Origin of the sequence: Stenotrophomonas sp. PvP093 (assembly GCF_017876915.1) — a bacterium.
Lineage (GTDB): Bacteria > Pseudomonadota > Gammaproteobacteria > Xanthomonadales > Xanthomonadaceae > Stenotrophomonas > Stenotrophomonas muris.
This window is the reverse complement of sequence record NZ_JAGIOX010000004.1, coordinates 1,879,897-1,903,879: the sequence shown is the minus strand read 5'-3', so window position 1 is coordinate 1,903,879 and position 23,983 is coordinate 1,879,897. Positions and strand designations below refer to the sequence as shown.

Below are 23,983 nucleotides of genomic sequence, written 5' to 3'. Positions count from 1 at the left end.
CGTCACACAATGAACTGGCCATCGGTCGCCCGCATCCGCTATCGTCGCTGCATCCAAGGAAGGACGACACGATGCCGCGCGCACTGCTGCTGACCACGCTGGTGGTCTCCACACTCGCCCTGCTGGTTTCCGGCTGGACCGCCTGGAGCCTGCATCGCAGCCAATCGCCACAGCGCATCATCGAAGCGCGCGGGCTGATCATCCACGATGGCACGGGCCAACCCCGGGTGATCCTAGGCGCGCCGGTGCCCGACCCCCTCAGCCGGGGCCGTATCCAGGGGCCGCGCGCTACCGCCCTGTCCGGCCTGATCCTGCTCGGCCCGGATGGCTCCGAACGCGGGGGATATGGCACCAGCGATCGCGGCGGTGAAGCCGTGCTGACCCTGGACGATGCCAATGGCACCACGGAAGTGTTCAAGGTGGTGGCCAACCCGGACCGTGGTGCCAGCCTGATGGTCAAGCACCAGAACAACACCGGCGCCATGCTCACCTCATGGCAGGGCAAGCCGGAACTGATGTTCGTCGATGACAGCGGCCAGTCCCACTACGTGCGCCCGGGCGCCAACGCCGCGCCCTGATCTGCTTCTGTAGCGTCGAGCCATGCTCGACTGCTTCTACCAACAGCAGCCGAGCATGGCTCGGCTCTACAAAGGCGAAGCAACGTCGAGCATCGCTCGACGCTACAGACCGCACACCGCCGCCAGGTCGTCAGCCAGCGGCCGCAGTTGCGCCGCGCCCAGCGCCGCGCAGGTGATGCGCAGGCCATGTGCCGGCGCCGCCACCGCGAACACCTCGCCAGCGCGCACATGCCATCCGCGCGCGGCCAGCGCCAGCACCTGCGGATGGCTGTCGCCCGGCAACGGCAGCCACAGGTTCAATCCCTCCATCGGCAGCGGCGTCGGCACGCCACGCGCGCGCAGCAGTTCCTGCAGCGACTGCAGGCGCTGCTGGTAACGCTCGCCTGCCGAGGCGATCTTTGCCCGCTGCGTTGACGACGCCAGCACCGAGGTTGCCGCGTCCTGCAGCAGGTGACTGACCCAGCCGATACCGGATGCCAATCGCAGCCGCAACCGCATCGCGGTTTCTTCATCGCAGGCCAGCCAGGCCAGCCGCAGGTCGGGGCCGAGCGGTTTGGACAACGAACGCAGCAGCGCCCAGCGCCGCCCATCCAGCGGCAGTACCGAGTGATAGGCCTGCTGCGAGAGCAGCGCATAGTGATCGTCGATCAGCACTGCTACCTGCGGGTACGCCGCCAGCAACTGCCGCAACGCCCGCGCCCGCTTCGCATCCAGGCTGGCCCCGGTCGGATTGTGCGCCCGGGGGGTGAGCAGCACCGCACGTGCACCAGCCTCCAGCGCCTGCCGCAGCGATTCGACCTGCATGCCCTGGGCATCCACCGCCACCGGCAACGGCGCATGACCCGACGCATTGAGCACATTGAGGCTGCCGAGGAAGCATGGATCCTCCACCGCGATGCGATCACCCGGCAGCAGCCACGCCGCCAGCAGGCGCTCGATGCCATCGACGGCGCCATGGGTCAGCTCCAGCGCATATCCCTCGGGGCAATCCGCATCCAGCGAGGCGCGTGCCAGCACCTGCAACCTCGTGTCGACCGTACCCACGCCATACAGCCGCGGCGCCGCCGGGGTCAGGCGCAGGTTCGGCAGCAGGCGCGGATCCGGGTTGCCACCGGCCAGGTCCTGCAGCGCCAGCCCCGGGGTGCTGCCCTCGCGCGCCAGCGGCGGCGGCAGGCCACGCACCACCGTGCCGCGGCGGCCCGCCGTGCTGGCCAGTCCCGCCGCATCCAGGCGCTTGTAGGCAGCAGCCACGGTGTTGCGGTTCACGCCCAGCTGCTCGGCCAGTTCACGCACCGGCGGCAGCACGCTACCGGCCGGCAGGCGGCCCTTGCCGATGCCGTCGCGGATGCTGTCGAAGATCGACTCGGCGCTGTGCCCGGTGATTTTCATTTTGTCCTATGCCAAAATATCTCTTGTCCTGTGCCAGTGTATCCCACCCTGGCCACCCTGCATTGGAGGTGCCCGCATGCCCCTTGCCGCTGCCGACTGGCCCGTCGCCCAGTCCGTTGAACAGATCGCCGCCAACCTGGTCACGGTGCGCCAACGCATCGCCGATGCCTGCGCCCGCGTCGGCCGTGACCCGGCCAGCGTGCGCCTGCTGCCGGTCAGCAAGACCGTCGATGACGCCCGCATCCGCATGGCGGTGGCCGCCGGTTGCCGCGAGCTGGGCGAGAACAAGGTGCAGGAGGCGCAACGCAAGGCCGAGACGATGGCCGATCTTGGCGTGCACTGGTCGGTGATCGGGCATCTGCAGACCAACAAGGCGCGCTACGTGGCGCGCTTCGCCAGCGAGTTCCAGGCGCTGGACAGCCTGCGCGTGGCCGAAGCACTGCAGCAGCGCCTGCAGCTGGAAGACCGCACGCTGGATGTGTTCGTGCAGGTCAACACCTCCGCCGAACCCAGCAAGTACGGCTTGGAACCCGCTGCCGTCGAGGCCTTTGTGCAGCAGCTTCCAGCGTTCGATCGCCTGCGCGTGCGCGGCCTGATGACGCTGGCCATCTTCACCCCGGAGGTCGAGCGCGTGCGTGCCTGCTTCGTGCGCCTGCGCGAACTGCGCGACCAGCTGCAGCGCACTGCACCTCCCGTCATCGACCTTTCGCAGTTGTCGATGGGCATGTCCGGAGACTTCGAAGTGGCGATCGAGGAAGGTGCCACCGTGGTCCGCGTCGGGCAGGCCATCTTCGGCGCACGCGCCACCCCGGACAGTTTCTACTGGCCCAGCAATGGAGCCTCCGCATGAAGCACGCGGTCGTCCTGCAACACGTCGCCTTTGAAGACCTCGGCACCCTGCAGCCACTGCTGTCGGCACAGGGCTGGCAGCTGCAGGTGCTGCAGGCCGGTATCGACGCGCTCGACTCCGCCGAAACCGCCGACCTGCTGGTCGTGCTGGGCGGCCCGGTCAGCGTCAACGATGTTGATCGCTATCCCTTCCTCAACGACAGCATCGCGTTGTTGCAACGTCGGCTGCAGCAGCAACGGCCCACGCTGGGCATCTGCCTCGGCGCGCAGCTGATGGCGCGCGCACTCGGTGCCGACGTCGCCGCCAGTGGTGGCAAGGAGATCGGCTTTGCGCCACTGCTGCTGACTGATGAAGGCCAGCGTTCTCCGCTGCAGTCCCTGCAGGGCATTCCGGTACTGCATTGGCATGGCGAGGCGTTCGAACTCCCGGCCGGTGCACGTCGCCTGGCCAGCACGCCGGCCTGCCGCCACCAGGCCTTCGCCATGGGCAGCCATGCGTTGGCCCTGCAATGCCACCCGGAACTGGATGCCCGCCAGTTCGAACGCTGGCTGATCGGCCACACCCTGGAGCTGGCGCAGGCCGGCATCGATCCGAACGATCTTCGCGCCCAGGCACGCCGTTACGGTGCACCGCTGGCAGCGGCGGCCACCGCGATGTTCGACCATTGGCTGCAGGAGCTGCCGGAGACACCGCAATGAACTACCGATTGCAGATCCACCGCGATGGCGCCCACTGGGGCCACTTCGACTGCAGCGGCCCCGATGCCATGCAACGCATGGACACCATCGCCGCGCAGCTGCCTGCCGAACAGGGCTTCCAGCTGAAACGGCAGAAAGGTGTCGGCGAAGAGCGCATCCTGTCCAGCAATGCCGACGGCCTGCGCGTACTGGCTTCGCAGATCCAGTACCGCGACATCTGACGATCGTCACGGTAGTGCCGGCCGCTGGCCGGCACCCGAATCTGGCCGGCCAGCGGCCGGCACTACCACGGCTGTTCGCCCGCGTGCGAAGCTTCACGCATGCTGACCCTGCAACGCGGCAGCCACCACGGGCTGCTGGTCGCCCCGCGCTGGCCCTCCACCCATATCCAGCTGGAAGAAGAGGTACTGCAACGCCTGCTCGATGCGCAGGCAATGCTGCCTGCCGGGCTGCGACTGCTGCTCACGCGCGGCTTCGAACCCAGCCACAGCCGGCTCGGCAGCTCCCGTCGTGGCGTGCGTTGGCTCGGTATCGCGTTGTTCCGGGCCTGCTATCCGCAACGCCATGATGAGGTCGATGCCATCTTCGGCGCCAACGGCCACGACATCGATGGCCGTCATATCGATGTCTCGCTGGTACTGCACGGCAAGCGGCTACGGCTGCTGCCCGTGGGCGTATTCACCCCGCCACGCTGGCAGGATCGTCGCGTCGCCCGCCATGCCGAAGCGGTCGCGCGGGTGAAGCGCAGCCTGCAGCGCTGCGGCTTCAAGCTGCATCACAACCCCACCGAAGCCCTGCAGATCCACTGCGATTATCGCCCGCGCTGATCTCCCGTCCCGGGCAGGCGTGTCACGCCCATCGATAGATGCAAATGATTCTCTTTTGCTGTAAGGTGCAGCCGCTGCCCTTGCCGCCGCGGGCTGTTCCCTTTCCCAGTTGTCGCCCGCCCCGTGTCCACGCCTGTCGAACCGACGGATGTCGCGCAGCTGTGCGCGGCCCATTACCGGCCGCTGCACGCCCATGTCCGCCGTAAACTCCCGCAACGCAGCGACGCCGATGACGTCGTCCAGGAAACCTGGCTGCGTGTCATCAAGGTCGCCGCCAGCGGCCTGCTGAGCAACGGCCGCGCCTACCTGTACCGCGTCGCCCACAATCTGATCGCCGATCACTACCGGCAACGCCAGCGCCGTCGTGAGGAAGCGCTGGATGACGCCCAACTGCACGCCCTCGCCGACCCTGCACCGCTGCCGGAGCAGCACCTGCTGGACGCCGAACAGCTGCGCCATCTCGACGCGATCATCGCCGCGCTGCCACCGCGCTCGCGCCAGGTATTCCTGCTGGCCCGGGTGGAGCAGATGGCACTGGCCGAGATCGGCCGCCGGCTCGGCATCAGCCGGCAGACCGCGCACGGCCATCTGCTGCGTGCGCTGGTGGCGCTGCAGCAGGTACCCGGCGCATGAGCCCGGAGGCGATCGCGCGCGAGGCCGCGCGCTGGTGGCTGGACGGCCACGACGGCGGCCGCGACGAGCGTGCCTTCAACCAGTGGTACTACGCCGATTGCCGCCACGCCGCGCAGTACCAGCACCTGCAGGCGCTCTGGCAGGCCGGTGATGCCACGCCCAGCCTGCAGCGGCATCAGCGCAAGCGGCAGCGCCGGCACCTGCGCGACGCCGGCACTGCCGTGCTGCTGCTTTGCGCCTTGGGCCTGTATACCCGCCAGGCCGCACCACCGGCCGCGCAGGTGATGCGCACGGCGACAGGCGAGATCCGTGAAGAAGTACTGCCGGATGGCTCGCACGTGCTGCTGTCACCCGGAAGCGAAGTCCATGTCCGCATCGATGCACAGCGCCGCCAGCTGCAGCTGCAGCACGGCCAAGCCTGGTTCAAGGTAGCCGCCGATGCGCAGCATCCGTTCCAGGTGCATACGACGCACGGCATGGTCACCGCGCTCGGCACGGCCTTCGACCTTGCCGTGCAGGACAACGACAGCGTGGTCACCGTCACCGAGCATCGCGTCCGTGTGGACAGCGGCACCCGCAGTGAGCAGGCCATCGAAGGGCAGCAGCTGCGCTTCGATGGACAGGCACCGATCATCGGCCTGGCCGCCAGCCACAGTGCCCTGGCCTGGCGCGAGCGTCGCCTGCATTGGGTCTCCACGCCCTTGGCCGAGGTCACCCAGGGCCTGGATCGCTGGCATGGCGGCCACACCTGGATCATCGGCGCACACCTGCGCCAGCAGCCGGTCACCCTGCTCGGCAGTGCAGACGGTGCGGCGCGCAGCCGCGACCAGCTGGCCACGCAGCTGCATGTACGCGTGCTGCGCCTGGGCGCGGGCGTGCAGGTGTGGCTGCCGCCACGCAGGGAACATCGCGATGCACCCTGACATCGGCCCTGCCACTGCGTCTACCCAGGATGACGACGCGCTGCGTCAGCCCCTGGAGCTCCCGATGCTGTTTCACCGTCCCCTTGTCCTCGCCCTGTCACTGGCCTGCGCCGGTCCGCTTCCGTTGTTACCTGCCAGCGCACACGCGCAGGCCGCCTCCCGCCACTTCGATCTTCCTGCGCAACCGCTGGCCAGCGCGCTGGATGCCTACAGCCGGCTGACCGGTGTCGATCTGGTGATCGGCGCGGCATTGCCAGGCGGCCAGACGGCGCCGGCACTACGCGGACGGTTCGACGACGCGCAGGCCCTGTCGCGCCTGCTGGCCGGTAGCGGCCTGCGCCCCCGTTTCATCGACGCGCGCCGCGCCACCCTGGAACCGGCGCCGGCCGCCCCCTCCGATGGCAGCCGTCGAACCGGCCCGCTGCGCGTACAGGGCGATATCGCACACGGCCATTCCCCCGGTGCAGGCGCCAGCCAGTATGTCCCGGCGGCCCGCGATGGCTTTGCGCCCGCCGTCGGCAGCGAGCGCGTGGCGATGGCCGAACGCCAGGACGGCAACAGCCTGCTGCGTTCGATGCCCGGCACCCACAGTTTCCACTCGCGCAGCCAGCCCGGCCTGCAGGTCAACATCCGCGGCATGACCGGCGCCGGGCGGGTCAACACCATGATCGATGGTGTCACCCAGACCTTCCGCAACAACGCGGGCCATGGCTCCGGCGGTCCGTTCGCCTACGTCGACCCTTTCCTGCTGGCCGGTGTGGACGTGCAACGCGGTGCGGTCGCCGGTGGTGATGGTGCCGGCACGCTGGCCGGCAGTGCCAATTTCCGCACGCTGGACATCGACGACCTGCTCGGCGAAGGCCGTGACTGGGGCCTGCGTGCGGGCTATCGCCATGGCAGCAACGGCTATGGCAGCGGCCGCACCTTCGCCGGCGCATGGCGCCACAGCGAGGACGGCGGTGACCGCCAGTTCGGCCTGCTGGCCGCTGCCAGCAGCAGTCGCAGCGGCGAGTACGCCACGGCACGCGGGCAGAAGAACAATGCCGACCCCGGCAGCCAGCAGCCCAGCAGCTGGCTGTTGAAAGCACGCCTGCAGCCCAGTGACCAGCATCGGCTGGACCTGAGCCACATGCGATACGAAAACGACTTCTACCACAACTACCCGTGGCAGATTTCCGCACGCAACCAGCGCGCCAGCTACCACTACACGCCCTACACGCCGTGGATCGACCTGCGCGCGACCTTCGCCGGCAACAAGACCCGGCTGTTCTATCCACCCGTGGAGGATTCCAGCTACATCGGCCGCCGCACCCACAGCAGCCTGAGCAGCTGGACGCTCGACAACACGAGCCGCTTCGATATCGGTGCACTGCAGGCACGCTGGAACACCGGCATCAAGCACCAGTCGGACGTCTACGTGGCCGACACCCCCATCCTGCGCGGCGCCAACCCCCAGGGCCGCAGCCAGCTGGACAGCGTGTTCAGCACGCTGGAACTGCAGTACGACATCTACGCGCTGACTGCAGGCCTGCGCCAGGATCGCTATGGCATCCGCGGCCACGTCCCGGTGTGCTCGGATGTGCCTGGCCAGTGCGCCGAGATCAACGGCGGCGGCATCGACGTGCGCCGTACCCAGCGCGCACTCAGCCCCAGCCTGGCGGTATCGTGGCAGGCCACCGACTGGCTGCAACTGTTCGCCGAAGCCTCGCGTACTTCCCGCCCGCCGCGCGTGCAGGAGATGTTCTTCGAGAAGATCCCTCTGGAAGGCATGAGCGATGCCGACGGCGTGGGTGCCAACCCGTTCCTGCGCCGTGAGCGCTCGCGCAACCTGCAGTTCGGCGCCAACCTCAGCGCCTCCTCGCTGCTGACCGACGGTGACCTCGCGCAGCTGCGCGTCACCCGCTTCGACAACCGCATCCGCGACTACATCAAGCCGCAGTACCTGCTGATCGTGCACCCGCCGGAGGTGGGGCCTTTCGTGGTACCGATCGACAGCGATCAGCAGCTCACTACCTGGACCGATGCCCTGGACGTGGACGACTTCAGCACCACCACGCGCTGGATGAACCACCCCGGCGTGGTGCGCATGCGCGGTATCGAGCTGGAAGCGCACTACGCCAGCGCGCACTACCACGCCACGCTGAGCTGGACCCGCTCGCGCACCAGTGCGCCTGCCATCGAATTCGTCAACCTGGAAGACATCACCGCCCTGCCCGACCGCTTCTGGACGTTGGATGTCGGCGGCCGCTGGTGGCAGAAGCGCGTGCAGGCCGGCCTGCGCGCCGAATACTCCGGGCCCACCGAAGAAGGCTACGACTTCTTCCAGACCCGCAGGACCGGCGGTACCGGTGTACTGCTCGACTTCTACGCCAGCTTCAAGCCCCAGCCCAACACCACGCTGTGGCTGAACATCGAAAACCTGCAGAACAAGGCCTATGACAACAATGCCTCGATCGACAGCATCTTCAGCCCGATCCTGGACCGCGGCAACGGCCGTGGCCGCACCGTCTCGATGGGCGTCAATGTGGCGTTCTAGCCGTCGCTGGCTGCCGCTGTGCCTGCTCGCACTGGCCGCAATCGCCAGCGCGCAGCCGATGCCCGGCACGGTGATCGACCTGGCCAGCGGGCAGCGCCTGGACGAAGCCGCGTTCGTGAAGCGTGCAGCGAACGCCCCGCGGCTGCTGCTGGGCGAACGCCACGACCTGGCCGGTGACCACGCCGCCCAGCGCTGGCTGCTGCACGCGCTGCAACGGCAGCGTCCACAAGGCGCGCTGGTGATGGAGATGATCGCCAGTGAACGCCAACCGCGCCTGCAGCGGGTGCAGCGCTGGCTGGCCAAGGGCAACCACGCCGATGGTGCGCGCCTGCAGGCGCTGCTGGGCTGGGATACACGCTGGCCGTGGGCCACCTATGGCGGGCTGGTACAGGACGCCACCGCCGCCGGCATCCCCCTGTTCGGCGGCAACCTGTCGCGTGCCGAGGTCAATGCGTTGCTTGCCTCCAACACGTCGGTGCGGTTTCCGATGCCCACCGCCCGGCAACGCCTGTCGGCCGTGGTGCTGGCCCAGCACGCAGACGCCGCACCGATGCTGGAAGGGATGCTGGCCGTGCAACAGGCCCGCGACACCCGCATGGCACAGGCACTGACCGCAGCCCCTGCACCCGCGCTGCTGGTGGCCGGCCGCTGGCATGTACTGCGCGGCACCGGCGTGCCGGGCTACCTGCCACCGGAGGTACCGGCACTGGTGATCGCGCTTGCGTCACCCGACGAAGGCGTCGATGCGGCCGACGCCGATCTGCTGTGGGTGCCGGGCGATGAGTGAACGCGGCCAACACTGGCAGGCGATTGCCATCAGCATCGGCCTGCACCTGTTGCCCTTGCTGCTGTTGGTGCACTGGATGGCCGCGCCACCGTTGCTGCCGCCGCCTGAGCAGGATGTGCGCATCAGCCTGCGCCTGCTGGCACCGGCTACGCCTCCCCAGCCGGTCGAAGAGCGCCAGGCCGACACCCCCAGCCAGGCGCAGCAGGCGCGCGCGTCGCAACCGGCGAAGTCGCCCCCTCCGCCAAAGCCCACAGCCGCGCGCGAGGGCGAGGTGGCCGCCAGCGAGCTCGGTGGCCCTGGCCGGCAAGCCCTGCCGGTCGCCCCGCCTGCGGCCGTGACCGATGCAAGTCCCGCACCGGCATCGATCACGGCCGCGCCGCCCGCTCCCGACGCACCACCGGCGGACTTCCAGGCCGGCGCCGCCAGCGACCATTGGGAAGCCCGCCTGATGGCGCGGCTGGAGCGTTATCGCTACTACCCCGCCGTCGCGCGCTCGCGCCGGCAGCAGGGAACGGCCTGGGTCAGGGCCAGCATCGATCGCGAGGGACGCCTGCAGGCCCTGCGGCTGGAGCAGTCCAGCGGCCAACCGATGCTCGACGACGCCGCACTGCAGACGTTCCGCCGCGCGCAGCCGCTGCCGCCCATTCCCATGGAAATGAAGGCACCGCAGGAACTGGTGGTGCCGGTGGAGTACTACCTGCGCTAGGCGGCGTAGGCCTCCGCCTCGATCTCGAACAGCATGCCGTCCAGCGCCAGCCGTGGCACAGGAATCAGGGTGCAGGTCGGCGCTGCGCCGTTCGGCCAACGCCGCCGTACCTGCCGGGCGATGATGCCCAGCCGGTCCTCGTCGTGGTCGACCACCAGGATGCGCAACCGCGCGACATCGGCCAGGCTGGCCTGCGCCGAACGCAATGCGATCTGCAGGTTGTCCAGTGCCTGCTCGACCTGTTCCCCGAAGCCGGGGGAGAGATGACCATCGGCATCCTCACCGCCCTGCCCGGCGATATGGATCACCCGCGCCGGCAACCGCACCACGGCCACGTGTGAGTACCCATTGGCGGCAGGGTCGTAGAGGCCGGGAGGATTGAACAGCTCCAGCAGGCCGTGACTGAGGTCCGGGGTGGTCAACAGGTTCATGCCGCATGCCTCGTGGGGGATGCGAGGCAGTCTGCGACCTCAACCAGAGTTGAGGTCAAACCGAGCCGCTGCAACAGTCCGGTCCGCCATGCGCAACGATCGTGCCCACGTGTAGAGCCGAGCCCACGCTCGGCTGCTCAGCGCGAATGGCAGCCGAGCATGGGCTCGGCTCTACCGTTCCCGGCTCACGTCCACGCCGGGTCTGCGGTGAAATCGATGGTCAACCAGAAAGTACTGCCCCGCGCATCCAGCCGCACCGCGATCTCATCGCGCATCGCATCGACTTCGCCTACCGACCCCAGCGGCGTGATCGGGTCAGCCAATACATGGATCTCGATGAAGCGCATCCGCCCCATCTTCGCCACATGGCTGGTGAAACCGGCATAGCCACGCTCGGCCACGAACGCCTGCATCACCTGCTGCACGCGCCGGTCCAGATCATCCGGCGCCACCTGCAGCACTTCGCGCATGGCCTTCCACGCGCTGCGCGCCGGCACCGGCAGCATCGCCAGGCTGATCAATGCCAGCACGATCGAATCCAGGTACGGCACCCAATGGTGCCACTCACCACCGTGCAGGACCAGCGCCAACACGAAGGCCAGCACCACTGCCAGGCTCATCAACCCGCCCAGCAGCCAGCCACGCACATCCAGCCATAACAGCGCGGAGCGCAGATGCCGCGCCCGCTGCGCAACGAACGCCGCCATCGCCAGGTTGCTGGCACTCAGCAGCGCCGCCCACCACAGCGCGGGCCCGAATTTCACTTCGTGCCCGCCCGTGGTCAGGCCGATCACCGCGTTGGCCAGCGCATACACGCAGGCCAGCGACAGGATCACACCACCCAGCGCTTCGACCATCGGCTCCAGGTGCCAGTAGCCGTACTGAAAGCGCGGGCTTTGTTCCCGCGCCACCAGCCGCAGCACCGACAACGACACCAGGGTCAGGGCGACGTCGACCAGGCTGTACACGCCGTCGAACAGGATGGCCTGCGATCCCACCAGCAGGCCACCGCCGAAGCCGACCGCGCTCACCGCAAGGGTGACCCCGATCGAGAACGTCAGGATGCGTTGCTCGCGCGCGGTATCCATCGTTCGCCGATGAGCCGACCGTTACGGGTCAGGCCTTCAGCACCTCCACCTCGTACGAGACCGCATCACCCTCCTGCTCGATGATGAGCCCGTGCACGTCCGATTCGAAGCCCGGGAAACGGGCGTTCTGCTCGCGGGCGATGCGCAGCGACTGGATGATCGGCTCGTCGCTGTCGCCGAAGCGCTCGCCCGGCATGATGGTCGGGATGCCCGGCGGGTACGGCACCAGCATGGTCGCCGCGATGCGGCCACTGATCTGCTCGATGTCGACCCGCTCGATCTCGCCCTTGACCAGGTGGTTGTAGGCATCGGCCGGGGTCATCACCGGCGTCGGCAGGTCCACGTACATCTCGCGCATCACCTTGGCCACGGCAAATTCCTGGTTGAACGCATGCAGCGCGTCGCACAGGTCACGCAGGCCCCAGCCGGCGTAGGCATTCGGATAATCGGCGGCCAGCGTCGGCAGTGCCTGGCTCAGCGGCGCATTGCGGTCGTACAGTTCCTTGAACGCCATCAGCTCGGTGACCAGGGTGCTCCACTTGCCCTTGGTGATGCCCATCGAGAACAGGAACAGCACCGAGTACAGGTTGGTCTTTTCCACGGTGATGCCGCGGCCCCACAGGAACTTGCTCAGCACCGCCGCCGGGATGCCCAGCCTGCCCATGCTGCCGTCCATTGCCAGGCCCGGGGTCAGCAGGGTCACCTTGATCGGATCGATCAACACATAGTCGTCAACCAGGTTCTCGAAGCCGTGCCAGTGCGCGTCCGGCCGCAGGTACCACTCCTCGCGCTTGGCCACCAGCGGTGCCGGCGTATCGCCCTTGTCCAGGCTGCGCTCGACCTGGGTTGGCTGCCACACGCTGAACCACCAGTCGTCGCGACCGAGATCATCGCGGACGTGCAGCATCGCGCGGCGGAAGGCAATTGCCTCGTCATGCATTTCCTGCACCAGCGAGCGCCCGGCATCGCCTTCCATCATCTTCGAGGCCACGTCACAGGCGGCAATCACCCCGTAGTGCGGGCTGGTCGAGGTGTGCATCATGAACGACTCATTGAAGCGCTCGGCATCAAGGTTGCGTTGCGCCGAGTTGCGGACGTGGATCATCGACGCCTGCGAGAACGCCGCCAGCAGCTTGTGGGTGGAATGCGTGGTGAAAATGATCGCATCCTGCTCACGCGGCTTGCCCTTGGCCATGCCGTAGTGGTTCTCGTAGAACGGGTGGAACGCGGCGTAGGCGTACCAGGCTTCGTCGAAATGCAGGAAATCGACTGCGCTGCCGATCTCGTCAGCGATCTTCTCGGCGTTGTAGCACAGGCCGTCGTAGGTCGAGTTGGTGACCACCGCGATGCGCGGCTTGGAACCGGCCTTGTACGCCTGGCTGGCCAGCGGGTTGGCGGCGATGCGCTGCTGCAGCGACTCCGGCGTGAACTGGTCCAGGCTGATCGGGCCGATGATCCCGTGCGCGTTGCGACTGGGCGTGAAGTACACCGGCACCGCACCCGTCATGATCAGCGCGTGCAGCAGCGACTTGTGGCAGTTGCGGTCAACGAACACCACGTCGCCGCGGGCCACCGTGCCATGCCAGACGATCTTGTTGGCGGTGGAGGTGCCATTGGTGACGAAGAAGGTGTGGTCGGCACCGAAGTTGCGTGCCGCCTCGTTCTCGGCATCCTTGATCGGGCCGGTGTGATCGAGCAGCGAGCCCAGCTCCGGCACCGAGATCGACAGATCGCTGCGCAGGGTGTTCTCGCCATAGAACTGATGGAATGCGCGGCCGACCGGCGACTTGGTGAATGCCACGCCGCCTGCATGGCCCGGCGTATGCCAGGAATAGTTCGACTCGGCCGCATGATGGATCAGCGCCTTGAAGAACGGCGGCAGCAGGTTCTTCATGTAGTCTTCGGCCGCGCGCATCACCTGCCGCGAGATGAAGCTCTTGGTGTCTTCGAACAGGAAGATGAAACCGTGGATGTACTTGAGCAGCTTGCTCGGCACCTTCTCGATGGTGCGGCGCTCACCGTACAGGAACACCGGCAGATTGGCACGGCGTGCGCTCTGCTCGCGCAGGAAGGCGGTCAGGCGCTGGAACTCGCCATCCACCTCTTCGCTGCCATCGATCGAGATCAGCACCGCCGAGGCCGCCACGTAGGTGCGGGCACCGGCCCGGGCGTCATCCAGGTTCAGCCCGCACAGCACGCGCTGGTCGTTGCTGCGCAGCTCTTCCACCAGCGCACGGATCAGGATGCCACCGATGCGCGGCGACTCGTAGTCGTTGTCGATGACAATGACCGGGTAGTCCAGGGACTTGAAGTACACGTTGATTCTCCTTGTCGAACTCAGGAATGCCGGGCGCCGGCGCTGATCGCCGAGGCCTCGCGGGCGCGCTGCCGCTGCTGGCGGCGCTCCTCGCTGAAGAAGGGATAGAACACGGTGATGAACAGCACGAACAGGAAGGCGTACTGCACGATGGTCCCCGACGAGCCGTAGATCGCCCACAGGCAGTACACGACGGTCAGGCTGGTCAGCGTCCAGAACGCACCGGTGTGGACCAGGGTGTGCGAACGCTCGACCACGAAGTAGCACGCCACGCACGAGTAGATGTAGGGCAGCAGGGTCAGCACCACGGCCGCCGACGTGATCACGTCGAACTGGGCCGACGCGGTTTCCGAGGTGGAGGTCACCAGCACCGCCAGGGTCATCAGCACCGCCACGATCAGCACGCCCTTGACCGGCACGTCGTCCTTGTTGGTCTTGCTGAAGATGCTCGGGAACAGGCCGTCATCCGACGCTGCCTTGGCACTCTGCGCGGTCAGCAGGATCCAGCCACCCAGCGAGCCGGCGGCACCGATGAAGGCGCACAGGCTGACCAGCGCGCCGCCCCAGCCACCGACCGCCTTGGCCGCCGCCAGCGCGAACGGTGCGTCGGACACCTGCAGTTCCGCGTTCGGCACCATGCCCATGATCACCGACGAACTGGCGATGTAGGCGATGGCAGCCAGGAACACGCCGGCCAGCGTCGCGCGGGCGACGTTCTTCTCCGGATTTTCGACCACACCGGCAGTCACCGATGCAGACTCGACGCCGATGAAGGCCCACAGGGTCAGTGCCGCGGCGCTCGAGATCGCACCGAAGTTCGACTCGCCAGACACGTTGTAGGCGCCCTTGAAGATGTCGGCATCGAAGAAGAACCAGCCGAAAATGGCGATGCCCAGGATCGGCACCAACGCAAAGCTGGTTGTGACCGTCTGCACGCGGCTGACGAAGGCCGGGCCGATCACGTTGGCAAAGCTCAGCGCCCACACCAGCACCAGCACCGCGATGCAACGCACCAGCGGCTCGGACAGGATCGGGAAGAAATAGCTGAAATAGCCCACCGCCGCGATCGGAATGGCGACGTTGCCGATCCAGTTGGCGAACCAGTAGATGGTGTTGGTCTGGAAGCCCATGTACGGCCCGAACCAGTCACGCGCGTAGGCATAGGGACCGCCCGCCTTGGGTGCGAGCTTGCCCAGCTTGGCGAACACGAAGGCCAGCAGCAGCGCACCGGCGGTGGTGATCAGCCAGCCCCAGATCGAGGCGGTACCGATCTTGGCCAGGCTGGACGGCAACAGGAACACGCCTGAGCCCATCATGTTGCCGGCGACGAGGAAGGTGGCTCCGACCACCCCGATTTTCTTTGCTTCTGCCATGACGATCTCCGGTACTGGCATGAGCCCGGCAGCACCGGGCGTGGGGACGGTTACGCTGGCGTACGACCGCTGGCGTCTATTTGATGAAGTTGTATTGCAGGCTGCCCTGCACCCGGACCGTGTCGCCGCGTGCGCCGCCCTGCTGTTCCAGCCGGCCGTACAGCAGCTCCATGCCCATCGTCCAGGACGGCGCCGGGCTCCAGATCAGGTTGAACACGCCGTAGCGGCTCTGCCGGAATGCATCAGCGGCGAGTGCGGCGTTGCGCTCCAGGGTCAGCTGGCCAAAGATCAGGTTGGAGCGCCACAGCGCGGACCAGTAATGGGTGTAGCCGACGAAACCGCCGTGCAGGTCCAACGCGGCGAGGCGGCCATCGGCACCGACCACTGCGTCCAGTCCGGAGCCGGTCAGGTCGGCGGTGTAGCGACTGAGGCCGCGCCCGCCGAGTACGCCGAACAGCAGCAGGTCGCGCTCGCCCACTGACGCCGAGCCGCTCAGCTGCAGGCCACCGGCCATGCGCCGGTCGCGCTCGCCATCGCCGTCGTAGGCCAGGCTGCGTGCCACCGCGCCCAGCTGCAGGTGGCCCCAGTCGCGCTCCAGGCGCGCGGTCACCGTCACGTCGGGCAGGCGGTTGACTGCCGTGCGAGCATCGCTGGCGCCGGCGAGTTCAGTCTTCGGGTCTTCAGCGGCGACGGTCAGGGTGTTGCCCTTGCCTATCGCAAAGCTGTGGTGGATGCCCGCCACCAACAGGTATCCGGCGCCGCCCGGCCCGGCGAAGTCAAGCGTATCGGGCAGGCTGTCCGGGTCCATGAAGCTGGAATAGCCATAGCCGGCATAGGTGTTGCCAAGCTGCCCATAGGCGTGTCGCAGGCGGAACTCATACCCCTCACTGCTGCCGAAGAAATCGTTCTCCAGGTAGAAACGCAGGTTGCCGTGCGTGGTCGGGCGCCGCGCCTCGAAGCTGAAGCGGGTCTGCTTGGCATGGATGTTGAAGTTGGAGACATCGCGATGGCTGCCACCCACCGGCATCGACGACGGAATGAACTGATCTTCGTCACCGGCCGCACGCGAATCGGCAATCGCATCGAGCTTGGCGTAGCCGCCGATGCGGATCACCGTATAGGTGCCGGGAATGGTGAAGAAGCCTTTCAGATCGGGGTCGGTCGGACCGGCTGCGCTGTCGGGACGCGACGCCGCCGTTGAGGGATCGGCCACCGATTCGCGCTGCGGCAGCACCGGTTGCGCCACGCCCGGCACCTGGGTCGGGTGCAGCATGCTGGCGCTGCCGCCCGCCGTTGCTGCCGGGGTCGGGGCCTGCGCCACGGCGGCAGGCGCTGAGCCCTCGCGCTGCTCAAGCCGATCCAGGCGCTGCTGCATGCCTTCCAATGCCTGGCGCATGGCAGCGATTTCCTGCCGCAACGCCTGCGCATCTTCCTGGCCATGCTGCTGCGCATACGCTGGCGCGATCGCCAGTGCGGTCGAACAGGCCAGACTCAGTACCGCCAAGCGCATTGCATCCTCCCTGGACAAACATTCGCAGCGCGCTGGCCGGATACAGGCGCACAGTGCCCTGGCCTCGCGTCGCCGTTGCTGGAAATGCGGATACTGCGTTGACGACACCGGCCAGCCTGCATCCGGCAGGCAACAGGACGATGACACTGCCCTGCCCGCACCGGTGTCGAGCCCATCAAGGCCGCGCTGCCAGAGAGGTGGCGACCGCAGCGGTCTGGGTAACAATCGGGGAGTGAGAGTGTCGTGAATGGCTGTGCCGACCGCCCTGGTTCAAGGCATGTCTGGCGCGGCATCCATGGCGCGTTGACGCTGTATTCCATGCGTCAACAGGCTAATCCGCCTGTCGTTTTTGACCTTGATTGGAATCAAGGCGCGATGCTTGATGTCAGTCACGATTCAGATGTGACGACGAACAGCTGCTGCGCAGCCCTGCTGCCCTCTCCGCCCGCCGCAGGAGCGCCGAAATGCAACAGGCCCGCATGCTGCCATGCGGGCCTGTCGGTTACATCACGACGTTGGCGGCGATCAGCGCGGACCCAGCACCGTCTGCAGGTCGGCGCCCTGCGGCAGGCCCGCGCGACGCTGCACCTGCCCCTGTGCATCCTGGAACAGGATGCCCGGCGTGCCCTGGAAGCCCATCTCGATCATCAGGACCTGGTTGGCATCAAGCTTGCCTGCGATCTCGCGGCTGATGCTCGGTAGCGCCTTGATGCCGCCACGGTCGAACTGGTGCTCATTCTCCAGCAGCGCCGCGCTCGGATCACGCGCGGCGAGGATGGCGGCGGCCTTGGCCGGGCTGTCCTCGCGGATCACGCCAACCATGATGTGGCGCAACTGCACCTTGCCGGCGTCAACCCACGGACGCGCCGCTTCCCAGAACTTGTGGCAGTACGGGCAGTTGGCATCGCTGAAGGTATAGACCACACGCGGTGCATCGGCCTTGCCGTCACGCACCCAGGCGCTGGCTTCCAGCTTGGTCCACATCTTGGCCGACATCGGTGCAGCGACCAGCTTCTCCACCGCCTCGGCGGCCACATCGTTGCCTTCGGCATCGAACAGGCTGCCCACCAGCACATGCTTGCCGTCGGCGGTCACGTACGCGGCGGCGGGCTGCTGCCCCCCCACCACGCCGGCGAAGCCACGCAGGCCACCCGGTGCATCAAACTCGGCAACGACTTCGAAGCCGTGCTTCTCGATGCCTTTCAGCACTGCGGGACGGTCACCCTTGGCCGCGGTGGCCGGAGCGCCGGCGGCCGGCGCCGCCGCCGTCTTGCCCGGCGGGGTCTGGGCCTGGCTGCAGGCGGCCAATGCCAGCATGACCGGCAGCAACAGCACCGCCGGAGCGATGCGCAGGGAAGTCGACAACATGGGAACTCCGTAATGAGATGCCCGCGCAGGCTACCGCAGCCGGCGCAGTTTGTGTTCAAGACCCGCGGCCGTCAGTTCGCCAAGGTGCAGTTCACGCAGGCGACCTTCGGCGTCGAAGAACAGCGTCGACGGATAGGCCTGCACACCCAGCACGGTTGACGCCGAGGCGGTATCGTCCAGCAGCACATTGCCCAGCCGGAGCTGTTCGGATGCAATGAAACCCTTCACTTCGTCCAGGGTTTCCCCCTGGTTGAGGAACACGAACTGCACGTCGGTGTGGGTCTGCTGTGCGGATGCCAGCACCGGCATCTCGCGCCGGCAGGGCCCACACCAGCTGGCCCAGAGATTCAGCACCAGTGGCTTGCCCCGGAACTGCTGCAGGTCGATCACGCGCCCCTGCAGATCGGCCACCTGCACCGCCGGCAGCGGCATCCGCTGCTCCTGCCAGGCTGCCAGCAGGTGGCTGCCCACCACCCACGACACCACGCCCACCAGTGCGCCCGCCAGCACCGGCGCACGCAACGCGCGCCAGAGCCGCAGCCGCCAGGTGCCCCACGCCAGGCCCGCAGCCAGCACGACTGCAAGGTGATACCCACCGTCGGCGATCTGCAGGATGCTCCACGGGGCCTCACGGTAAAGCGCGAAGTTCAAGGCGACGAAGCTGATGCGTCCGCACAGCAGGCCGATCAGCAACATGTCCAGAACCAGGCTGGCCGCGGAAGGCACTGCCATCCCGTCTTTCCGACGCGGCCACAGGCGTGCTACCGCCATGGCCAGCAGCACGCACATCAGGATCAACACCACCGGCATCGGCACCGGTCCCACACTCGACATCAGCCCACCTGCCCCATCATCCGTTACCTGCATGGTCGAAGCGTCGCGCCCAGGTTGCAAGCGCGACGCCTACTGCAGGCATCAGGCCACGCTGCGCGGCATCTGCATGCCGGGCGCCGGTTGCAGCCCGCGCAGGCTGCCTGCCACCGATGACAACAGCGGCCGCTCGCGCCGCTTGTTGTTGACCAGCCGGCGATAGTTGGCCGGCGTCATTCCAACAATGCGCAGGAACAGACGACGGAATGCGCTCTGGTCGGCATAGCCCACGCCCCAGGCCACTTCATCGATGCCCGCCCCCTGCTGCAACAGCGTCTGCGCCTTGGCGATACGCAACCGCTGGCAATACTCGATCGGGCGCAGGCCGGTGGCCTTCAGGAAGCGCCGCTGCAGGGTGCGCGGCTCCAGCCCGGAAATCTCACAGATCGCACCGAGCGTGGCGCCGCGCGCAGCGGTGGTATGCAGCCAGCGTTGCGCCTTCAGTACATCGCGATCGCCGTGGGCGAAGTTGGCACTGAAACGCTCGAGATCCTGCTGGATCGCCGCCGGAACCGTGATCCCCAGCTGCTGCGCCACGGAACTCGCCACGCCCTGGCCGTGCAGCCGGTACAGCAGGCGCAGGGCGAGGAAGCGCCAGGCCTGGGAACCGGCCACCGTCAGCAGGTCGCCGTCATCGACCAGCGCGCGCTCGCTGGGTACCCAGCTGGCCGACTGCCCCTGCAGGCCCGGATGGCGCCCGAGGTCCGGACCACTGACGGTGCGCCCAGCCAGCAGACCGGCGCGTGCCAGCATGCTGACACCGTCGCTGGCGGCAGCCAGCAGACTGCCACCGTCGTAATGCGCGCGCAGCCAATCCAGCAGCACCTCATCGGCGCGCAGGCAGACGCCCTGGCTGATCTGGCCAGGCACGGCGATCACGGCGGGGATGTCCGCCTCGAGCATCTCCGCGCCGGCAATGCGATGCACGCCGGTCTGGCTGGCCGGCACGATCCAGCGGGTCACCAGGACACGCTTGAACGGACGGCGCTGCTGCTGGGCAAGCCGGTTGGCGACATGTGCCATCTCGGTCAGCACGGAGGCGGCCGACGGGTCGCCTCCCGGGTATTCGACCACCGCGACCTCGACGAATCCTTCGTTCCTGAATCCTTCCACAGACCATCTCCTCGGTTCGTTGCAGGCCGTCCAGCGGCCGGTTCAGGCGCAGGGTAGGAACTGCCACGACGGTGGGGCTATGAAGAAAGTTGCAAAGTGCGCTGAATGCGCCGTCAGCGACGAGACCTTGACCCTGGACCAGACTCAAGGCTTCACAATGAGCGGCAGCATCCGCAGGAATCCGCCATGAACATTGGTCAACTGGCACGCCGGGCCGGCGTGCCGATCGATACGGTGCGCTACTACGAACGCCAGCAGTTGCTGCCCACGGCGGCACGCTCGGCCGGGGGCTACCGCATCTTCGGTGAGCAGGACCTGCGCCGGCTGCGCTTCATCCGCCGCGCCAAGACGCTGGGCTTCAGCCTGGAAGAAATCGCCGAACTGCTGGCGCTCAGTGACCGCCACTCACAGGACATGGGCAGTGTGCGCGACACGGCGCAGGCCCGGCTGCAGGACATTGCACAACGCATGGCCGAACTGCAGCGCATGCACACCGCGCTTTCTCAGCTGGTCGACGCCTGCCCCGGCCACGGCACGCTGGATCAGTGCCCGATCCTGGCGGCGCTGACCGACGACGCGGCATAGCAACGCGCGTGAAGAAAAGTGCAACAAATGCTTGCCAACCCCCGGGGGCAAGGCTATTATTTCGCTCCTCAGCGACGTGGGGCCATAGCTCAGCTGGGAGAGCGCCTGCATGGCATGCAGGAGGTCAGCGGTTCGATCCCGCTTGGCTCCACCAATCTTTCGGCATTAGGCCGTCGAAAGGTCGCTAAAGAACATTGATGAGAATTGCGTCCCCATCGTCTAGAGGCCTAGGACATCACCCTTTCACGGTGGCGACCGGGGTTCGAATCCCCGTGGGGACGCCACTCATCACGAACAACGAGGACCCGGCCGATAACCGGGTCTTTTTTGTTCACCGCCTACCGGCATTCAGGTTGTGGCGTTGCGGTTCCCCTGCCCTCGTGGCGATGGTCGAACCGGAACGAAAAAAGTTCAAAAAAAACTTCCACAAACGTGAACACGCAGGTATGATAGGCGGCTCGGTAACACGGGGCCATAGCTCAGCTGGGAGAGCGCCTGCATGGCATGCAGGAGGTCAGCGGTTCGATCCCGCTTGGCTCCACCACTTTCGACATTAGGCCGTCGAAGGTTCTACAACTTGAAGTTTTTCGTGCGTCCCCATCGTCTAGAGGCCTAGGACATCACCCTTTCACGGTGGCGACCGGGGTTCGAATCCCCGTGGGGACGCCAGTTTCAAAACGGACTCTGCTCCCGGCAGATCATCCGGAGTTTCATGGGGCCATAGCTCAGCTGGGAGAGCGCCTGCATGGCATGCAGGAGGTCAGCGGTTCGATCCCGCTTGGCTCCACCACTTCGACATTAGGCCGTCGAAGGATCTACAACTTGAAGTTTTCGTGCGTCCCCATCGTCTAGAGGCCTAGGACATCACCCTTTCACGGTGGCGACCGGGGTTCGAATCCCCGTGGGGACGCCAATTCTTGAAAACCCCGACTCCGATCGGGGTTTTTCTTTGCCTGTGATTCCTGGGAAGGCCCTATCCACGCATGGTGTGGATGGCTTCACCCCGATTACGGCTCAGAACCGCCGATACATCCCGATCGATGCCGGTGCCGTGGGCGCGAAACCAAACTGTGCGTACAACCGATGCGCCTCGCCATCGGCCAGCAGGCTGACGTACGCCGATGGCGGCAGGTTGGCCTGCATCCAGCCATCCAGGCGCCGCATCACTTCCTTGCCCAGGCCCTGCCCCTGCAACCGCGGCAGCACCGCGATATCACAGACCTGCAGGTGGCAGCCGCCATCGCCGACGATACGGCCCATCGCCACCAGCTCAGTGCCCTGGTAGGCACACACGCCGAACAGCGTATTGGGCAGCGCGCGGGCGGCCGCTTCCCGGGCCTTGGCACTGAGGCCTGCAAGCACGCGCAACCGGCAGTAGTCCTCGACCGTGGGCACGGCTTCGCGGAACTGGCAGGTGATGGAATCAGTCATGCGGCATCTCCAGATGGGTCGGGCTATCCTGCCGCATCCACGTCGCAGCCGCTGCGACCCAGGCCCCCAGAGTCCCATGTGCTATTCCGCCCTGATCCGCGCTGACTACGCCAAGCTGGTACGCGAGTTCGGCGCCATCCTGTCGCTGGAGGAGTTCGCCGAACTGTACGCACACGATCCAGGCAAGAAGCGGCCGAAGACGCCGAAGGCGATGAATGACGGGTTCGCCGGTGCGCGTACCGAACAGGGCCGGGACATCGTGGCGAAGATCCAGCAATGGCATGCGCAGGAGCAGCAGGCGCTGGAGGCTGAACTGGTCCGGCAGCGCGAACGACGCGATATTGCCCATGCCACGCTGGCCACCCGGCCCACGCAGAAAGCGCGCAATGACCTGCGCGTGGCTGGCAACCGCATCGAGCGCGCGCAGGCCCGGCTGGACGACCTGCATCGGGTGCAGCTGCTGCCGCGCGACAACCGCATTTTCCCCGGCACCTACGCGCCGGTGATGGTCAGCGAGAACGGCCGGCGCGTGATCAAGCCGATGCGCTACCAGTGCCGGTTGCCGGACAAGCCGGCGCGCAACGACGTGCTGTACCCCGGCACCTACAACGCGCGGCGCGACAGCCTGGAAGGTTACTGGCGGGGTGCGTTCGGACTGCGCCACGGCGTGGTGGTGGTGCAGGCGTTCTACGAGCACGTGCCCCGCCACGCCATCGCCGGCCGCAGCCTCGATGCCGACGAAAAGGAGCAGGACGTGGTGCTCGAATTCCGCCCCGATCCACCCCGCGACCTGCTGCTGGCCTGCCTCTGGGCGGAATGGGAAGGACCGGAAGGCCGCCTGCTTTCGTTTGCCACGATCACCGACACACCGCCCAGCGACGTCGCCGCTGCCGGGCATGACCGCGGCGTGGTACCGATCCGCAGGGAACACCTGGACGCCTGGCTCAACCCCGAACCGGATGATCTGGCGCGCCAGTACCGCATCCTCGATGACCGCGAGGAAATCCGTTACGTGTACGAGGAAGCGGGCTGAGCGCCGGACGCGAATGAAAAACCGCGCGTGGGCAGGGCTCCTGGATCAGGGGTTGCCGCCGCGCATCGCAGACGTGAGGATTCAGCCCCCGCAGCTTCCCCCTGCCGGTGCGTGGCGAGCGGCTCAGGCCTTGGCGCTGGAGCGTCCCACCGCACGCGCCAGCGCCCGCGACAGATCGGCCGACAGGTACGGCTTGACCAGCAACAGGCCGGCCAGCATCGGCGCAGGCAGCTGCTCGGCCAGCATCCCGGTGGCCAGCACGAACGGAATGCCACGCGCCGAAAGCGCTGCAGCCACTGGCTCACTGGTCTCGTTGCGGGCCAGCCGGTAATCCAGCAGGGCCACGTCAGGAGTGCTCTGCTCCAGCAGCCGCAGGGCCTCGGACACACTCGCGGCAAGCCCGACCACAGTCGCACCGGCATGCACCAGCTGCATCTGCAGCAGGGCCGCACTCATCTCGTCGTTCTCGACCACCAGCACCCTCAGGTCCTGCAACACTGTCATCAGCTACCGCTCCTGGAGGCAATTGCACGTCGGGAGTATAGCTACCAAGGGGCCAATGCCGACAGGAACCGCCCTGATAGGCTCTCCTACTAGGCATCTCCTGCCGACCTCGGTTACACTCGCACGCTGCCTGCCGGTGTGGCGGAATGGTATACGCAGCTGACTCAAAATCAGCCGGGGGTGACCCCATGAAGGTTCGAGTCCTTTCACCGGCACCACTGCATCAAAGGCCAGGTCCATGACCTGGCCTTTTGCATTTCCCGGGCCGGAGCGCCGGCACTGGCGAGGATGCCCCAGCATGCCCCTCCCACGCTTGCCGACATACTGCGCGCCCATCGCCACGTGCGGGGGCAGCCCCGCGACTTCTGGACGTACGCCCACGTCAACGCCGTCGTGTCACCCCGCTGAAACGAAAATGTGACAGCCGACAAGG

At 67.0% G+C, this 23,983-nt stretch carries 23 protein-coding genes and 7 tRNA genes; 19 read left to right on the top strand and 11 right to left on the bottom strand.

Annotation, left to right across the window (positions count from 1 at the left end; all coding sequences use genetic code 11):
- Window positions 1–71 precede the first annotated feature (71 nt).
- Window positions 72–578: a hypothetical protein gene (locus tag J3A72_RS11345; protein ID WP_049440952.1), complete on the top strand. Its 507-nt coding sequence runs from the start codon at window positions 72–74 to the stop codon at window positions 576–578.
- Between the two features lie 102 nt (window positions 579–680).
- Here J3A72_RS11345 and ptsJ read toward each other — a convergent pair whose 3' ends face one another.
- Entirely contained in the window at window positions 681–1,967 is a 1,287-nt protein-coding gene (gene ptsJ / locus J3A72_RS11340; protein ID WP_075075605.1) for a transcriptional regulator PtsJ, read from the bottom strand.
- A 76-nt stretch (window positions 1,968–2,043) separates the two neighbouring features.
- Between ptsJ and J3A72_RS11335 the strand changes: the two genes are divergently transcribed.
- The 9 genes from J3A72_RS11335 (at window position 2,044) to J3A72_RS11295 (ending at window position 9,927) form a co-directional block, all read left to right on the top strand.
- Window positions 2,044–2,817 carry a YggS family pyridoxal phosphate-dependent enzyme gene (locus J3A72_RS11335; RefSeq protein ID WP_041863572.1) on the top strand — a complete coding sequence of 258 codons (774 nt, stop codon included), beginning with the start codon at window positions 2,044–2,046 and terminating at the stop codon, window positions 2,815–2,817.
- The gene (locus tag J3A72_RS11330) at window positions 2,814–3,515 is read left to right on the top strand and encodes a glutamine amidotransferase (RefSeq protein WP_049406205.1); all 702 of its coding nucleotides are present in this window, start codon (window positions 2,814–2,816) and stop codon (window positions 3,513–3,515) included. Before J3A72_RS11335 ends, J3A72_RS11330 begins: the two co-directional genes overlap by 4 nt.
- Window positions 3,512–3,736 carry a hypothetical protein gene (locus J3A72_RS11325; RefSeq protein ID WP_014647516.1) on the top strand — a complete coding sequence of 75 codons (225 nt, stop codon included), beginning with the start codon at window positions 3,512–3,514 and terminating at the stop codon, window positions 3,734–3,736. The genes J3A72_RS11330 and J3A72_RS11325 overlap by 4 nt, the downstream gene beginning before the upstream one ends.
- 99 nt (window positions 3,737–3,835) lie before the next feature.
- Entirely contained in the window at window positions 3,836–4,342 is a 507-nt protein-coding gene (locus tag J3A72_RS11320) for a hypothetical protein (protein WP_075075604.1), read from the top strand.
- A 123-nt stretch (window positions 4,343–4,465) separates the two neighbouring features.
- Entirely contained in the window at window positions 4,466–4,975 is a 510-nt protein-coding gene (locus J3A72_RS11315; protein ID WP_014647518.1) for an RNA polymerase sigma factor, read from the top strand.
- The gene (locus J3A72_RS11310; protein WP_046431232.1) at window positions 4,972–5,898 is read left to right on the top strand and encodes a FecR domain-containing protein; all 927 of its coding nucleotides are present in this window, start codon (window positions 4,972–4,974) and stop codon (window positions 5,896–5,898) included. Before J3A72_RS11315 ends, J3A72_RS11310 begins: the two co-directional genes overlap by 4 nt.
- Before the next feature lie 64 nt (window positions 5,899–5,962).
- Window positions 5,963–8,434 carry a TonB-dependent receptor gene (locus J3A72_RS11305; protein ID WP_075075603.1) on the top strand — a complete coding sequence of 824 codons (2,472 nt, stop codon included), beginning with the start codon at window positions 5,963–5,965 and terminating at the stop codon, window positions 8,432–8,434.
- Entirely contained in the window at window positions 8,421–9,221 is an 801-nt protein-coding gene (locus J3A72_RS11300; RefSeq protein WP_014647521.1) for a ChaN family lipoprotein, read from the top strand. The genes J3A72_RS11305 and J3A72_RS11300 overlap by 14 nt, the downstream gene beginning before the upstream one ends.
- Window positions 9,214–9,927, top strand: coding sequence for an energy transducer TonB (locus J3A72_RS11295; protein ID WP_075075602.1), 714 nt, complete (start codon window positions 9,214–9,216; stop codon window positions 9,925–9,927). The genes J3A72_RS11300 and J3A72_RS11295 overlap by 8 nt, the downstream gene beginning before the upstream one ends.
- Here the strand turns inward: J3A72_RS11295 and J3A72_RS11290 are convergent.
- From J3A72_RS11290 to J3A72_RS11255, 8 genes are all read right to left on the bottom strand, one after another.
- On the bottom strand, window positions 9,924–10,358 hold the full coding sequence (locus tag J3A72_RS11290; RefSeq protein WP_075075601.1) for a Rid family hydrolase: 435 nt from the start codon (window positions 10,356–10,358) through the stop codon (window positions 9,924–9,926). The two genes, J3A72_RS11295 and J3A72_RS11290, sit on opposite strands and share 4 nt — an antisense overlap.
- Before the next feature lie 185 nt (window positions 10,359–10,543).
- The gene (locus tag J3A72_RS11285; RefSeq protein ID WP_032957286.1) at window positions 10,544–11,446 is read right to left on the bottom strand and encodes a cation diffusion facilitator family transporter; all 903 of its coding nucleotides are present in this window, start codon (window positions 11,444–11,446) and stop codon (window positions 10,544–10,546) included.
- A gap of 28 nt (window positions 11,447–11,474) precedes the next feature.
- Window positions 11,475–13,763 carry an Orn/Lys/Arg decarboxylase N-terminal domain-containing protein gene (locus J3A72_RS11280; RefSeq protein WP_075075600.1) on the bottom strand — a complete coding sequence of 763 codons (2,289 nt, stop codon included), beginning with the start codon at window positions 13,761–13,763 and terminating at the stop codon, window positions 11,475–11,477.
- 20 nt (window positions 13,764–13,783) lie between these two features.
- A complete protein-coding gene (gene adiC / locus J3A72_RS11275; RefSeq protein ID WP_021204506.1) occupies window positions 13,784–15,136 on the bottom strand; it encodes an arginine/agmatine antiporter in 1,353 nt (450 codons plus the stop codon).
- Window positions 15,137–15,212: 76 nt separating this feature from the next.
- Complete coding sequence (locus J3A72_RS11270; RefSeq protein WP_075075599.1) at window positions 15,213–16,646, bottom strand: DcaP family trimeric outer membrane transporter; 1,434 nt, start codon at window positions 16,644–16,646, stop codon at window positions 15,213–15,215.
- 525 nt (window positions 16,647–17,171) lie between these two features.
- Window positions 17,172–18,014, bottom strand: coding sequence for a thiol:disulfide interchange protein DsbG (gene dsbG / locus J3A72_RS11265; protein ID WP_032957294.1), 843 nt, complete (start codon window positions 18,012–18,014; stop codon window positions 17,172–17,174).
- Window positions 18,015–18,044: 30 nt separating this feature from the next.
- Entirely contained in the window at window positions 18,045–18,848 is an 804-nt protein-coding gene (locus J3A72_RS11260) for a redoxin family protein (RefSeq protein ID WP_041863574.1), read from the bottom strand.
- Window positions 18,849–18,929: 81 nt separating this feature from the next.
- Complete coding sequence (locus J3A72_RS11255) at window positions 18,930–19,997, bottom strand: helix-turn-helix domain-containing protein (protein ID WP_032957296.1); 1,068 nt, start codon at window positions 19,995–19,997, stop codon at window positions 18,930–18,932.
- Between the two features lie 186 nt (window positions 19,998–20,183).
- Here J3A72_RS11255 and J3A72_RS11250 point away from each other — a divergent pair, with 186 nt between their 5' ends.
- From J3A72_RS11250 to J3A72_RS11220, 7 genes are all read left to right on the top strand, one after another.
- Window positions 20,184–20,582 carry a heavy metal-responsive transcriptional regulator gene (locus tag J3A72_RS11250; protein WP_014647531.1) on the top strand — a complete coding sequence of 133 codons (399 nt, stop codon included), beginning with the start codon at window positions 20,184–20,186 and terminating at the stop codon, window positions 20,580–20,582.
- 78 nt (window positions 20,583–20,660) lie between these two features.
- Window positions 20,661–20,736 (top strand) — tRNA-Ala (locus tag J3A72_RS11245).
- Between the two features lie 54 nt (window positions 20,737–20,790).
- Window positions 20,791–20,866: transfer RNA gene (locus J3A72_RS11240), tRNA-Glu, on the top strand.
- A gap of 184 nt (window positions 20,867–21,050) precedes the next feature.
- A tRNA-Ala gene (locus J3A72_RS11235) sits at window positions 21,051–21,126 on the top strand.
- Between the two features lie 49 nt (window positions 21,127–21,175).
- A tRNA-Glu gene (locus J3A72_RS11230) sits at window positions 21,176–21,251 on the top strand.
- A 45-nt stretch (window positions 21,252–21,296) separates the two neighbouring features.
- Window positions 21,297–21,372: transfer RNA gene (locus J3A72_RS11225), tRNA-Ala, on the top strand.
- A 47-nt stretch (window positions 21,373–21,419) separates the two neighbouring features.
- Window positions 21,420–21,495: transfer RNA gene (locus tag J3A72_RS11220), tRNA-Glu, on the top strand.
- A 101-nt stretch (window positions 21,496–21,596) separates the two neighbouring features.
- Here the strand turns inward: J3A72_RS11220 and J3A72_RS11215 are convergent.
- Complete coding sequence (locus tag J3A72_RS11215) at window positions 21,597–22,013, bottom strand: GNAT family N-acetyltransferase (protein WP_014647532.1); 417 nt, start codon at window positions 22,011–22,013, stop codon at window positions 21,597–21,599.
- Between the two features lie 76 nt (window positions 22,014–22,089).
- Here J3A72_RS11215 and J3A72_RS11210 point away from each other — a divergent pair, with 76 nt between their 5' ends.
- Window positions 22,090–23,046 (top strand): SOS response-associated peptidase family protein, encoded by a 957-nt coding sequence (locus J3A72_RS11210; RefSeq protein WP_075075598.1) that lies wholly within the window; start codon window positions 22,090–22,092, stop codon window positions 23,044–23,046.
- 123 nt (window positions 23,047–23,169) lie between these two features.
- Here the strand turns inward: J3A72_RS11210 and J3A72_RS11205 are convergent, their stop codons facing one another.
- Window positions 23,170–23,550 carry a response regulator gene (locus J3A72_RS11205; protein ID WP_032957303.1) on the bottom strand — a complete coding sequence of 127 codons (381 nt, stop codon included), beginning with the start codon at window positions 23,548–23,550 and terminating at the stop codon, window positions 23,170–23,172.
- A 132-nt stretch (window positions 23,551–23,682) separates the two neighbouring features.
- Between J3A72_RS11205 and J3A72_RS11200 the strand changes: the two genes are divergently transcribed.
- Window positions 23,683–23,768: transfer RNA gene (locus tag J3A72_RS11200), tRNA-Leu, on the top strand.
- Window positions 23,769–23,983 lie beyond the last annotated feature (215 nt).

Bases quoted from the DNA above. Each gene is read 5' to 3' on its own strand.
- dsbG (WP_032957294.1), bottom strand. From the start codon at position 18,014: ATGTTGTCGACTTCCCTGCGCATCGCTCCGGCGGTGCTGTTGCTGCCG.
- J3A72_RS11270 (WP_075075599.1), bottom strand. From the start codon at position 16,646: ATGCGCTTGGCGGTACTGAGTCTGGCCTGTTCGACCGCACTGGCGATC.
- J3A72_RS11345 (WP_049440952.1), top strand. From the start codon at position 72: ATGCCGCGCGCACTGCTGCTGACCACGCTGGTGGTCTCCACACTCGCC.
- J3A72_RS11250 (WP_014647531.1), top strand. From the start codon at position 20,184: ATGAACATTGGTCAACTGGCACGCCGGGCCGGCGTGCCGATCGATACG.
- J3A72_RS11320 (WP_075075604.1), top strand. From the start codon at position 3,836: ATGCTGACCCTGCAACGCGGCAGCCACCACGGGCTGCTGGTCGCCCCG.
- J3A72_RS11285 (WP_032957286.1), bottom strand. From the start codon at position 11,446: ATGGATACCGCGCGCGAGCAACGCATCCTGACGTTCTCGATCGGGGTC.
- J3A72_RS11335 (WP_041863572.1), top strand. From the start codon at position 2,044: ATGCCCCTTGCCGCTGCCGACTGGCCCGTCGCCCAGTCCGTTGAACAG.
- adiC (WP_021204506.1), bottom strand. From the start codon at position 15,136: ATGGCAGAAGCAAAGAAAATCGGGGTGGTCGGAGCCACCTTCCTCGTC.
- J3A72_RS11300 (WP_014647521.1), top strand. From the start codon at position 8,421: ATGTGGCGTTCTAGCCGTCGCTGGCTGCCGCTGTGCCTGCTCGCACTG.
- J3A72_RS11310 (WP_046431232.1), top strand. From the start codon at position 4,972: ATGAGCCCGGAGGCGATCGCGCGCGAGGCCGCGCGCTGGTGGCTGGAC.
- J3A72_RS11305 (WP_075075603.1), top strand. From the start codon at position 5,963: ATGCTGTTTCACCGTCCCCTTGTCCTCGCCCTGTCACTGGCCTGCGCC.
- J3A72_RS11260 (WP_041863574.1), bottom strand. From the start codon at position 18,848: ATGTCGAGTGTGGGACCGGTGCCGATGCCGGTGGTGTTGATCCTGATG.
- ptsJ (WP_075075605.1), bottom strand. From the start codon at position 1,967: ATGAAAATCACCGGGCACAGCGCCGAGTCGATCTTCGACAGCATCCGC.
- J3A72_RS11205 (WP_032957303.1), bottom strand. From the start codon at position 23,550: ATGACAGTGTTGCAGGACCTGAGGGTGCTGGTGGTCGAGAACGACGAG.
- J3A72_RS11330 (WP_049406205.1), top strand. From the start codon at position 2,814: ATGAAGCACGCGGTCGTCCTGCAACACGTCGCCTTTGAAGACCTCGGC.
- J3A72_RS11325 (WP_014647516.1), top strand. From the start codon at position 3,512: ATGAACTACCGATTGCAGATCCACCGCGATGGCGCCCACTGGGGCCAC.
- J3A72_RS11215 (WP_014647532.1), bottom strand. From the start codon at position 22,013: ATGACTGATTCCATCACCTGCCAGTTCCGCGAAGCCGTGCCCACGGTC.
- J3A72_RS11295 (WP_075075602.1), top strand. From the start codon at position 9,214: ATGAGTGAACGCGGCCAACACTGGCAGGCGATTGCCATCAGCATCGGC.
- J3A72_RS11210 (WP_075075598.1), top strand. From the start codon at position 22,090: ATGTGCTATTCCGCCCTGATCCGCGCTGACTACGCCAAGCTGGTACGC.
- J3A72_RS11290 (WP_075075601.1), bottom strand. From the start codon at position 10,358: ATGAACCTGTTGACCACCCCGGACCTCAGTCACGGCCTGCTGGAGCTG.